We start from the raw sequence: 12,439 nt of genomic DNA, 5'->3' as shown, positions 1-12,439 counted from the left end.
CATTGCTCATTGTTCACTGCTAAGTGCTGATTTAACAATGGAAACATCGATTTTGCCAAAATAGATGCTAAAAGCAATTAATAAATGTTCTAAACTTTTGAGCAACCAAGGATTTTGTTGAATAGTTTGATGTTGATAGTACGTGGCAATCAGACAGATTTTTTTCTCTAAGTCGGCTTTTGATTCAGGGCAAATCAGCGTAATTTTAATTAAGATCATCATTGCTTGTGCTGTACCTAAATTAGCTAACAACTCAGCAAATTGATCGCGATTATTATTTAATCTAGGATCGGGAATCAAAAAGCTAAACAATTGCCGACAAGTTTGGAGAATCTGAGTCTGATTGAGGGGTTTTTCGTTAGCTTGGGGGAAAATATCAACTAATTTTTGTTCTAGCAGGCGAGAAAACTGATAGGTACTATTTCTCGGCTTGATATTATTGGCTAAGAAATGGTGCAAATCTTGTTTGAAGACTTGGTAAGTGGGACGATATTGGTTTTCAGCGACAAAGCGTTGCGATCGCTCTAAGAGAGTACTGTTTTGCTCGATTTTACCAACGTACTGTTGTAAAGCAATTTGAAAGGCTTTTTCGGATAGTAAACTAGGATTATTAACTTTGGTGATCATTTTTCCAGCACTTGTTGCCATCATCTTCATTTTGGCAAGCTGCTTGAGTCGAAAGCGATAAATAATGTGTCTGGATAAGAGAATTTCAAAGTCTTGTTGACGATGCTTCTGTAGTTGCTCGATCTGCTCCATCAGATGCTGTATTTTGAGATCTTGAGGCAAAAAATATGGATATAAATAGGTATAGCGGATTAAATAAGTGTTAATGATTGAGGTTAACGGACTATTGCTGTTACCTGTTGACTCGTTAGTGACTAGAGAGTTATCTAAATTTTTAGCGATCGCCGATCCTGGGTAAATTAGAGCAACGAGCAACTTTAGCTGTTGATAAGATTCTGACTGCTGATAGTTTTTAATTAGTTGAATTAACTGTTTTCGACTGCGATTATAAGAGCTGGATTGGCAGACGATATCTAAAGTATTTAGCAGTTGACCAACATAAACTCTTGACTCTGGCTGATTTAGCCAGTCAGCTAAAATTGTATAAAAACATTGGCTGAGAAACGAATCAAATTGTGACTCTTGAGCAAAGATTATCTTCTCTAGTGCTTTAGATACTTGAGGCTCATCGTTTTTAGCTTGTTGCAACAACTGCTGAAACTTTTGAATCAACTCTGGAGGCGTTTGGCTAGTAGCACCTTGGCGCAGATATTCATAGACGAGATTGTGTTGTTGAATAATTGTCTGCCGAGCCGAACTATCTATGTCTCTAATCACTGCGAGAAATCAAATATATAAACTCTCGTCACATCTTAACCTTAGATATTTTGAATTACCGAAACTTGAGGTTGATTTGAGGGCGATTCTGGCTTTAATTGCCATAAAATCCAGTTAATTAACCCTGAGATGAACGGTAGAGCAAAACAAATAATTAAAGCGATCGCCACCCAACGAAAAATCGCTGGTCTTTTATTTCCTTTAGTGGGATAGCCACAGCTTAAACAAATTTCTGTTCCTTCGGCATTAAGAACACCGCAAACATTACAAGGTTCTAAAGACATGGTTCTAAAGACATTTTTTGAGTAAGCAGTAAACAGTGAACAGTAGGTAGTTGATTAAAAACTTAGAGCTTAAAGCTTAGAGCTTAGAGCTTGCTCAATAATTTCTGGTGTAACTTGGTCTGTAATAATAACTTTGCCGATCGCCGTTGGCAAGATAAAGCGTACTTTTCCTGCGCTTACTTTTTTGTCGCTTTTAATTGTTTCTAAGATATCGGCGATCGCTAACTGCTGAGGAATTTCTGTCGGTAATCCTGCCTTAATTATTAAAGCATTTTGACGATCTGCTTCTGCCTGTCTCCACAAGTTCATCTCTACGGCAATTTTTCCAGCTGCAACCATGCCAATTGCTACGGCTTCCCCATGCACAAACTGTTGATAGTGAGTTAGGCTTTCTACCGCATGACCAATGGTATGTCCATAGTTGAGAATTGCCCGTAATCCTGCTTCTTTTTCATCTTGACCGACTACTTCAGCTTTTGCCTGACAAGAGCGCGTCACAATGGTTTCTAGTAGGTTACTCCCTACATGCTCTAGTGAATCGAGTCGATCGTGTTGCTCTAGTTTAGTGAATAGATCTGCGTCCCAAATCACGCCATATTTAATCACCTCTGCCATTCCTGCACGAAATTCTTGAAGAGGTAGGGTTTGTAATAAATTTGGGTCGATCGCCACTAGTTTTGGCTGATAAAAAGCACCGATGAGGTTTTTTCCCTGGGGATGATTAACCCCTGTCTTTCCGCCGACAGAAGCATCGACAATTGACAGCAAAGAAGTAGGCACCTGAACAAAATTAACTCCTCTCAACCAAGTTGCTGCGGCAAATCCCGTCATATCGCCAATCACTCCCCCACCTAAAGCTACAAAGGTAGAAGATCGTTCTAAATGGTTAGCCTGAGCAACATCATACACTGCTTGAATTGACTGAAGATGTTTATGTGATTCTCCCGCAGGTATCAAATGAGTATAGGTATCAAAACCAGCTTCTTTAAGTGAGTTAAGACAGGTTTCGCCATAATGAGCAAAGATCTCTGGGTTAGAGATTACTAATACTTTATTGCCCAAATTTATTTGTTTCATCTGACTACCCAACTGCTTGAGACTATCAGGCGCGATCGCGATCGCATAAGAATCTTGGGGTAAATTAACAGTTATGTTGGGCATTTTGGGAACTGCTGAATTAGATACTAAAGTCTACTACATTTTAAGGATCTCATATTTTATGAGCGCAGCATCTTTTGTTTTTGGCTAGGGCTGTTTCGTTCTAACTGTAGTGAACCAAGAAATTTATTTCTGGGCTGAAAATTAAAGTCCGTTTAAACGGACTTAATGTACTTAGACAGAGAATTTATTCTCTGGATATATGAGAATGAAATAGCCCTGTGTTTTTGGCAAATACATTCAACAATGAGCAATAAACAATTTATCAGTCTTGAATAATTACTAACTATTGTTGATTAAATCAAAAGCTTTTTCCAGCACTTGATTATGATCGAACAAAACAATTAGATCGCTAGAGTCATACGTGCGAAACTCACTACTGGATTGAACTAATCATAGATAATGAACTTGCACCTAAATCAAAATTTAATTCTTTATTAGAAGAGATAAAAATATTAGTTTCAATTACCAAAAAATTAAAAGCTAAAGAAAATTAACCCACTACCCACTACTTACTACCTACTACCTAGTCTTAGCAGATTAATTTATTTCTTAGGAGTTAGTAATAAAGGCGATCGCCTTCATTAAACCCAGCTTCTTTCAATCAATTCAACCATCTCGTCGTATTCAAAGTTTTTGAGCATTTTAATCAATCCCGCTGCTAAATCAGGTTCAGTAGGTGGAATTTGTTTAATCAGTTGGGAGATGAGATCGCTATCAATGGCGATCGCTGCTTGATGTAATTGCCTAATCCATTCCGTTGGCATATTGGTCAAGTCGAATGTAGCTAATTTTCGCTCTTGTTCTGGAGAGAAGTTAAAGTTTTTAACTGGTTGTTGAATAGTCAAAGTAGCTTGAGGTTCTACAACTGTAATCGGAATTTGAAACTTAAAGAGCGAGCCTTGTCCTATTGTGCTGCTAACGGTAATTTCTCCCCCTAATAAGCGTGCAAACTGCTGACAGATAGCTAGTCCTAGACCTGTACCCTGTTGCTCAGACTGTTTGGTTTGCATAAAGGGAACAAAGATTGATTCCAAGTGTGAGGGTAAAATACCCTGTCCAGTATCTATAATTGCAAAGGCAAGCATTGTCTGATTAGATTCTGTTAGTAATTTGAGGTTGAGGGTAACTCCTCCGCGATCGGTAAATTTAATCCCGTTGTCAATTAGATTAATGAGAATTTGCTTGAGTTTAACGGGATCGGTTTCAATATTTTGAGGAAGATTATTAGGTAGATTAAAAGTTAGTCTAATATTTTTTTCTAAAGCTCTCAGTTTGAACATTTTGGCTAAGTTAGCCAATAACTGATGCAGATCGAAGGGTTGAAAGGTGATTGAAAGAGAACCTGCTTCTATTTTGGACATTTCTAAGATGTCATTAATTAAAGTTAGTAAATGTTCACCACTACGTTTGACAGTTAAGAGGTTTTCTTTTTGCTGAAATTGTAAAGAGGTATCTTGTAAGGCTACTTGGGTAAACCCCAATATGGCATGGAGGGGTGTGCGTAGTTCATGGCTCATGTTTGCCAAAAATTGGCTTTTGGTGCGATTAGCAGCATCGGCAGCTTCTTTAGCTGTCATTAGAGCTTTTGTCCTTTGTCTAACGCGATTTTCCAAGCTGGTATTAGAAATTTCCAGCTCTCTAAATGCTGCTTTTAATTGAATTACCATTTCATTAAAAGATTTTGCTAAAGACTGTAATTCTCTAACGCTGTTAACTTGAATTACAGGATACAAGCTGGTACTAGCATTTTTGGCTTTGGCACTTTCAGCAATGGCGCTAGTTACTTCACTAAGATTAGCAATGGGTTTGGCAATGCGACGAGAGGTGTAAATTCCTAAAACAGTGGCGATCGCACTAGCAATCAAACATAACCAGATAGTATTAAGAGTATTAGCTTGGATTTGGGTCATGAAATCGGCTTTTGGCATCACCAACACAATTAACCAATCTAGACCAAGTTCGTCTTGATAAGGTACAACTTGGACTAATTGAGTGTGGTTTTTGAGTTTAAATTCCAGTTGTTCTGAGTGTTTGACATTGTATAAACTACGAAAATGCTTAGTAATATGTGCGGTTGTTTCTTTAACTAATAAACTTTCACTATCAATAGCTGCCAATCGTTTTTCTTGGTGAGCAACAGCATCGTAAGTAAATGGTTTTTCTTGAGTAGAAGTAGCAACTAAATAACCATTTCGTTCGAGAATAAAAACCTGTCCTTTTTTACTAATTTCTATATTTTCCAGAAAGCGATCGATACCACTTAAGATTAAGTCAACACCAACTATACCCTGGACATTTCCTTGACTATCTTTTAACAAACCTGCTGTAGTGATGCCTAATTCTCCCTCTGTAAAAGTATAAATATTACTCCAATTATTTTTTTGTGTTCTTAAAGTATTAATATACCAAGGACGTAAGCGAGGATTATATTCATCTACTTTAATCAGTTTTTGTTTCTGACCTAAATTATCCAAAAGATAGGTTTTGCGCTGGGTAATTTCTCTTACTTCTTGACTATAAAACTTATCTTTTTCTCGCTTAATATATCTAAACTTTCCTGTCTCATCCCCAATATAAATCGCGCGGACAGTATCAAACAAATGAATGCTCAACCAAAAATCTTGTTGTATGGTCGAAAAATCGTTAAGATCTAATTGCCCTGTGGGAATACTATTTTGTTTTAAATTAACTATTAAATGAGGTGTTTTCAAATAGTTTTCTAAATGCTTTTCTACTCTAGCTGTTACCTCACTTCTAAGTTGACTAGTTACATTGTTAACTGCTTGCTCTCCATTGCGCCAAGAAAAGTATCCTACTAAGCTTACTGTGACAAATATCTGAAGTAAGAAAGGTAAAGTAATAATATTTTGTAGAGATAAATTGCGATAAGACTTAGTTAGCTTATGCAAGAGCCTGAGTGACATAAAAAATAGGAAATTGTTTTTTTTACTTGATTAAATTATCCTACAAGAGAACTTTCTGATTGTATTGTAACCTTTGAAATTAATAAAAATTCGCTGTAGTCGGCAAGTTTATCTATATTGATTAAATTAAAGACAAACTCTAGTACCAACCAAAAAAAGATTTTCATAATTAATTTTTGCCAATTAATTTTCATGACCTTTATCCTCTTTTACCAAACTGAATAATAGCTAGAAGCTTGTTACTCCTTTACTTATTCAAAATTATTGTAAAAACCAATCGAGAAAATATAGAGATGATTCTCAGTCGGTAGTAAAAAACGACTCAGCAATTTATTTATCAGAGGATTAACCGTCTTCTCTAGTTAATCTCGATTTATTTTTATACCTGTACGTATCACAGAGTTGTTCGCCTGATTGCATATAAGCACTTTTAAGCAAATTCGAGCAAAAACGTGTAGTCAATCGACAGCTAATTATTTCAGGAGAAGTGTCGTGTCAAATAGAAGAAAAATTACCCTCAGAATTTGTCGTCGTGCAGCTTATTTAATGTTTACCAATTTTGCGAAATCGAGCAAAGTATTAAATGAAAGAGAATTAATTAACCGTTGTTATTACAATAGTTAAAACTACCTGAAAGCCTTTTACACGATAGAAATTAGGAAATAGGAAATAAAAAGCCGTATCATTTTCATTACTTTTTGGTTCAAAGTTTAAAGCTCTTTATCAAACAATTTAATTATTGATTTAGACGGGAGGATATTATGAAACGCCTACAAATATTTATTTTGAGTTTTTTATTTACAGTTAGCTTAGGTTGGTTTAGTTCCGTATCAAGTAAAGCTATACAGCCGACTGCACCTTTACTTACTGGCATGGGAACTCATCATCATACGATTAAGACAAAATCACCTCTAGCTCAACGCTATTTTGACCAAGGATTAGTCTTAGCTTATGGTTTCAATCATGCAGAAGCTGCCCGCTCTTTCCGTCAAGCAATTAAATTAGATCCTAATTGTGCCATGTGCAACTGGGGTTTAGCTTATGTTTTGGGGCCCAATATCAACGCGAAGATGGAAGATGATGCCGTGCCAGAATCTTATGCAGCGCTCAAACGCGCTGTTCAGTTAGCAGGTAATAGTACTGAATCGGAACAAGCATATATCAATGCGTTGGCTCAACGCTATACAGACAAGCCATTAGAAGATCGTAGTGAGTTGGATTTAGCTTATGCAGAGGCAATGAAACAAGTAACTCAGCAACTTCCTAACGATTTGGATGCAGCCACTATCTATGCCGAAGCACTGATGGATACAATGCCCTGGGACTATTGGACACAAAAGGGAGAACCAAAACCAGAAGCCCAGAAAGTTTTAGATACTTTAGAATCAATCTTAAAACAATCACCCGATCATCCAGGAGCAAATCACCTTTACATCCACGCAGTAGAAGCCGTCAAACCACAACAGGCTATATCAGCAGCAGATCGCTTGGGTAAGCTAGTTCCAGGTTCGGGACATTTGGTTCATATGCCATCTCATATATATATTCGGGTAGGTAGGTATCACGATGCAGCCGTTGCCAATCAAAAAGCGATCGCCGTAGACAATAATTACATTGCTCAATGTCACGCTCAAGGAATCTATCCCTTGGCTTATATGCCTCACAATCATCATTTTCTTTGGTTTGCTGCCACAATGGAAGGAAATCGTAAGCTGGCGACAGAAGCAGCTAAAAACGTTGCTGCCATGGTCGATCCGCAGATGATGCGTGAACCTGGGATGGGAACACTACAACATTTTTCGGTTGTTCCTTTCTTGACGATGATTCGCTTTGGTCAGTGGGACGAAATCTTAGCTACACCCCAGCCAGAAGCAGACTTAAAATATCCGACAGGTGTATGGCACTATGCCAGAGGTTTGGCTTTCAATGCCCAAGGTGAAATAGTCAAGGCACAGCAAGAGTTAGAAGCGTTGGATTTACTAGCAGATGATCCTGAATTAGAAAAAGTTACTATTTGGGATCTCAATACCACTCCAGAGATACTTAGGATTGCTGATAAAGTATTAACAGGAGAAATAGCAGCACAAGAAGGAAAAAATCTTAGAGCGATCGCTCATCTACGTCAGGCAGTAAACTTAGAAGATGCTTTAAATTATAATGAACCTGCTGATTGGTCTATTCCCGTCAGACAATATCTCGGTGCCGCTTTACTAAAAGCAAAACATTACGATGCAGCAGAAAAAGTATATCGTGAAGATTTGGCGATTTATCCCGATAATGGCTGGTCATTATATGGTTTGAGTAAAAGTCTGCAAGCACAGAATAAGAATGTCGAAGCCAAAGATGTGCAGCAGAAATTTGAATTTGCTTGGCAATATGCTGATGTGCAATTAACTGCGTCTAAGTTTTAGTTTTAGCTAATCTGAGATGAGTTTTAAGCTGAAATTTATGAGTTTTATAGGTATTTTATCGCGGTAAGATTAGGCATTAGATAGCAAAACTGACATCCTCCCGACTAATGTTTTGTAGGGACTGTCGTTAATTAATCGTTAATGCAGTTCAAGAAATCATGATTAAAAAACTATTACGTTATTGTGTTGTAGCGATCGCTATCTTTATGCTAGTTATCGCCTGTAATTCTGACACCCAATTAAATAATACTCAGATTGACAAGTCGCGATCGCATAGCGGAGATTTTGCCTCATCGCCAAGGTCAAACAAAGTTCTCCAAATCTGGTGGGATAAGGGATATAGTCCCGAAGAAGATGCAGCTTTACAAAAGCTAGTCAAAAAGTGGTCACAAAAGACTGGTCACAAGGTAGAAATTGATTTTTATACCTTAGATCAACGTTCAGCAAAACCACAAAGATATCTTCAAGGTGGGGAAACACCCGATATCTTTATGAGCTTTAAAGCAGAAAGCACTCTAAATCCAAGATTGGCGTGGGAAGGTAAACTAGTTGATTTGACTAGTATTGTCGAGCCAGTTAAATCAATATATGAGCCTGGAGCTTTAGCAACGGCTTACTACTATAATAATGTTGAACAAAAGTATGGTTACTATGCTGTTCCTATTCATAGAGCAGCACTGCACATTTATTATTGGCAAGATTTAGTCGAAAAAACTGGTCGTACCGCAGCAGATATTCCTCAAGATTGGGATGGGTTTTGGCAATTTTGGCTAGATGTGGCAAAAGATTTAAAAAATCAACATCAACAAGATATTTTGCCGATTGGTTTGCCGATGTCTGTAGAAGCGGGGGATACTTATCAGGCTTTTGAGTATATTTTAGAGGCTTATAATGTCAAATTAGTAGACGAAAAGGGAAATTTATTAGTAGACGATCCCCAAGTGCGTCAAGGTATTATTCAATGCCTAGATTGGTATACACAGTTCTATTTGCAAGGATATATCCCCAAAGATGCAGTAGATTGGAATAATGCTGCTAATAACCATCAACTGCTAAATCGCGAAATTCTCACAACTACTAATGCTACCCTTTCAATTCCAGCTGCCTTACGTCAAGACAGTAATGCTTATCATCATCAATTGGGTATTGTAGAATTACCCAACAAACCCAATGGCGAACCAATGCGTCATATATTTTTGGTAGAGCAAGCAGTTGTTTTTGATGATGCAAAACATGCCGATTTAGCCAAAGACTTTTTAGCATATTTAATCCAACCACAAGTACTTAACACTTTTCTTAAAGAGTCAGGCAGACACTCTCCAGCACATATTTCACTTTACGATGATCCTTATTGGACTAACCCTGAAGATCCTCATACTTCCACAGTCACTAAAACATTAACTAAAAGTAAAATTCGTCCTATTTATCCTGCTAATAGTCCTGCCTACAGCATTGTACTTCAAGAAAATATATGGGGTCAGAGTTTGGAAAAAATTGTCTTAAATAATATTACCGCTGAACAAGCAGCGGATGAAGCGATCGCCAGAATTAAAGAAATTTTTGCCGAATGGAAATAATGATCCACTACTAAAAATTCTTCCCTAGTTCTTCTCGATGTAAGTTTAGTCTGAACTGAGGTGCAATTTACTTTTGCTAAAAGTTAGTTTTACTAAGGGTTGGTATGGATAGAAGCTGGCGTAATTGTCTGAGAGCTAGATCAATTAAGATTGTACTGGCGATCGCAATTACTTTGATCTCAATAGCCTGCTCAAATCTTTTCCCACCCGATCCTCAAATAACTAACGAGTCAGTATCTAAACCAAGGGAACTCACTATTTGGTGGGAACAGGGTTACAATCTCGAAGAAGATCGAGCACTTCAGACTGTGGTTAACAACTGGCAAAAGCAAACTGGTTACAAAGCCAAGTTATCTTTTTTTACCAATGATGAGTTGATTCCCAAGGCTGAAAGAGCAGTTGAAGCAAACCAGCTTCCAGACTTGATGATGAGTTCCAAAGGCAATCAAATACTTTATCCTCGTCTAGCTTGGCAAGATCGACTAGAAGACGTTGCCGATCTGATTAAACCAATTCAAGCTGATTATTCACAGAAAACTCTTCAAGCAATTACCTACAGTAATAACCAGCAAGGGAAACGCAGCTATTATGGAGTACCTATTCATCAAACTACTATCTTTATTTTCTACTGGCAACAACTATTAGCTTCAATAGGCTTGCAGTCAAGTGATATTCCCCAAAATTGGGATGATTTCTGGCAGTTTTGGCAACAAGCGCAAGTTAAACTCAAACAACAGAACTTAGACATTTATAGTTTAGGATTTCCTCTGGCTGGAGATAAAAGAGCAGACGATACTCATTACCTATTTGAACAAATTCTCGAAGCAAATAATATCAATCTACTCAACGATCGAGGTGAACTAGAAATCGATCGCCCTAAAATACGACAGGGGATTATTAAATGCTTAAACTGGTATGCTCAACTATATCAGCAGGGGTATATTCCACCTAATGCGGTTAACTGGTCGAATACTGATAATAATCTTAATTTACTCAATCGCCTGGTTTTAATGACTCCCAATCCCACACTGTCAATTCCAGCAACTGTGCGTCAAGATGCAGATACTTATTACAATCAGCTAGGTATTGCGGAACTTCCTCATAAACCTAGTGGTGAATCTATGCGCTACCTGCTATCCATTAGACAAGCGGTAATCTTTAAAAACTCCCTGCATAAATCCTTAGCCAAAAAATTTATCCGTTATTTTATCCAGCCTCAAGTCACAATTGACTATCTCAAAGCCACTAATGGTAGGGGTCAGCCAGTCCGTAAGTCTGTCTGGTCAGATCCTTTTTGGCAAAACAGCCAAGATCCTTATATTGCTACTGTTACCAAGATTCTCACCCAGAGACAAACGCGCCTTTCTTATGAAGTCAAATATCCTGCCTACAGCCAGGTTTTAGCTGAAAATGTTTGGGGTCAAGCTCTTACTCAAGTAACTGCCGAGCAAGTTAAACCAGAACAAGCAGCAAAAAAAGCGATCGCCAGAATTAAAGATATTTTTGCCGAATGGAATTGACAATTAACAGACAGTAGGGTGGGCAAACGAGCAAATTATACATGTGTATTTTCAACATTCTTTATGTCCACCTAAGAGGATGTCTGAGAACTCAATTCTGTTATACTTAGACCCTATCAGATCCCCCCTAGCCCCCCTTAACAAGGGGGGAATCGGAATCAAAGTCCCCCTTAACAAGGGGGGAATCGGAATCAAAGTCCCCCTTAACAAGGGGGATTTAGGGGGATCTACCCACTGAAAACGTAGCAATTAGACTTTTCAGATATCCTCTAATCAGTAATTATTTCTCTTTTATTTCTCGGTTTAATCTCTAGCTCTTCCCGATTGCTTCATAAAGTATAAACAGTCAAACATCTGACTAATATTTACTACATGGAGAAAACAAATTATGTCAACTGATTACAGCCAACCCAATAAAACATACGAAGCTCCCAAAGCGGAAGTTGAAAAATACGAATATCAAAAATATGAGCCTGTAGAAGACTACTATTATGAAGCTCCTGCTAAAAAAGAAGCGTATGTAGATTCTTATTGGACACCTTCCTATGAATATGTACAAGAAAAATATTCTGACGAAAAGTATCCAAAAAAAGAATATATGCCAGAGAAAACTGTAGAAGATTACGGTACCAAAAAAGCAGATTATTTAATTGCTAACGAGTATGATAACGTTGTCAAAACCTACGGACAAAACGATGTTATAGAAGCTGGTTATGGCAGCGATAAAATTGATGCTGGTAAAGGTGATGACTGTCTTTGGGGTATTAATAAAGAGCATAATGCTGAGGATCAAAAATATAGTCAAGAGAAGTATAAGGAGGTAGATTGGCTGACTAGTGGTGGGGGTAAAGATATTTATGCTCTTGGAACTGAAAAATATGCTCACTACGCAACCAATGGAGAAAAAGACTATGCAGTAATTACTGACTACACAGCAGGAAAAGATGCTGTCATGTTACATGGTGCTTCAAATAACTATGTTGTAGGAGAAAGCACACCTATAGAAAAAGATGAAGCTATGGGTGATAAAGCAGCATCTCTCTATTGGGATCAAGACAAAAATGGTTCTTATTCTCAAGGAGATGATATGGTGGCTGTTTTTGAAGGCTATACTCCTGACGCAATTATGGCTGCTAAAGATAGCTTTGTTTATGTAGCAGCTTAAACTTTTAGCTTTTAGCCGTTAGCTTTTAGCTTGAGATAAACTGTAAAAACCTG

At 37.7% G+C, this 12,439-nt stretch carries 8 protein-coding genes; 4 read left to right on the top strand and 4 right to left on the bottom strand.

Annotated elements, in window-relative coordinates; all coding sequences use genetic code 11:
• Positions 1 to 6 precede the first annotated feature (6 nt).
• The 4 genes from KME09_23665 to KME09_23650 form a co-directional block, all read right to left on the bottom strand.
• Positions 7 to 1,344: a hypothetical protein gene (locus KME09_23665; protein MBW4536933.1), complete on the bottom strand. Its 1,338-nt coding sequence runs from the start codon at positions 1,342 to 1,344 to the stop codon at positions 7 to 9.
• Positions 1,345 to 1,385: 41 nt separating this feature from the next.
• A complete protein-coding gene (locus KME09_23660; protein ID MBW4536932.1) occupies positions 1,386 to 1,628 on the bottom strand; it encodes a hypothetical protein in 243 nt (80 codons plus the stop codon).
• Between the two features lie 69 nt (positions 1,629 to 1,697).
• Complete coding sequence (gene aroB, locus KME09_23655) at positions 1,698 to 2,789, bottom strand: 3-dehydroquinate synthase (GenBank protein ID MBW4536931.1); 1,092 nt, start codon at positions 2,787 to 2,789, stop codon at positions 1,698 to 1,700.
• A gap of 581 nt (positions 2,790 to 3,370) precedes the next feature.
• Entirely contained in the window at positions 3,371 to 5,713 is a 2,343-nt protein-coding gene (locus tag KME09_23650; protein ID MBW4536930.1) for a HAMP domain-containing protein, read from the bottom strand.
• Between the two features lie 761 nt (positions 5,714 to 6,474).
• Between KME09_23650 and KME09_23645 the strand changes: the two genes are divergently transcribed.
• The 4 genes from KME09_23645 (at position 6,475) to KME09_23630 (ending at position 12,386) form a co-directional block, all read left to right on the top strand.
• A complete protein-coding gene (locus KME09_23645; GenBank protein MBW4536929.1) occupies positions 6,475 to 8,124 on the top strand; it encodes a hypothetical protein in 1,650 nt (549 codons plus the stop codon).
• A 158-nt stretch (positions 8,125 to 8,282) separates the two neighbouring features.
• Positions 8,283 to 9,701 carry an ABC transporter substrate-binding protein gene (locus tag KME09_23640; protein ID MBW4536928.1) on the top strand — a complete coding sequence of 473 codons (1,419 nt, stop codon included), beginning with the start codon at positions 8,283 to 8,285 and terminating at the stop codon, positions 9,699 to 9,701.
• A gap of 104 nt (positions 9,702 to 9,805) precedes the next feature.
• Positions 9,806 to 11,221 carry an ABC transporter substrate-binding protein gene (locus tag KME09_23635; GenBank protein ID MBW4536927.1) on the top strand — a complete coding sequence of 472 codons (1,416 nt, stop codon included), beginning with the start codon at positions 9,806 to 9,808 and terminating at the stop codon, positions 11,219 to 11,221.
• A gap of 388 nt (positions 11,222 to 11,609) precedes the next feature.
• Complete coding sequence (locus KME09_23630) at positions 11,610 to 12,386, top strand: hypothetical protein (protein ID MBW4536926.1); 777 nt, start codon at positions 11,610 to 11,612, stop codon at positions 12,384 to 12,386.
• Positions 12,387 to 12,439: the final 53 nt, after the last annotated feature.

It is taken from the genome of Pleurocapsa minor HA4230-MV1, assembly GCA_019359095.1.
Taxonomy (GTDB): domain Bacteria; phylum Cyanobacteriota; class Cyanobacteriia; order Cyanobacteriales; family Xenococcaceae; genus Waterburya; species Waterburya minor.
This window is presented reverse-complemented; position numbering and strand designations above follow the sequence as displayed.

Coding starts and splice junctions, on each gene's coding strand:
- KME09_23660 (MBW4536932.1), bottom strand. CDS start 1,628: ATGTCTTTAGAACCTTGTAATGTTTGCGGTGTTCTTAATGCCGAAGGA.
- aroB (MBW4536931.1), bottom strand. CDS start 2,789: ATGCCCAACATAACTGTTAATTTACCCCAAGATTCTTATGCGATCGCG.
- KME09_23650 (MBW4536930.1), bottom strand. CDS start 5,713: ATGTCACTCAGGCTCTTGCATAAGCTAACTAAGTCTTATCGCAATTTA.
- KME09_23645 (MBW4536929.1), top strand. CDS start 6,475: ATGAAACGCCTACAAATATTTATTTTGAGTTTTTTATTTACAGTTAGC.
- KME09_23640 (MBW4536928.1), top strand. CDS start 8,283: ATGATTAAAAAACTATTACGTTATTGTGTTGTAGCGATCGCTATCTTT.
- KME09_23635 (MBW4536927.1), top strand. CDS start 9,806: ATGGATAGAAGCTGGCGTAATTGTCTGAGAGCTAGATCAATTAAGATT.
- KME09_23630 (MBW4536926.1), top strand. CDS start 11,610: ATGTCAACTGATTACAGCCAACCCAATAAAACATACGAAGCTCCCAAA.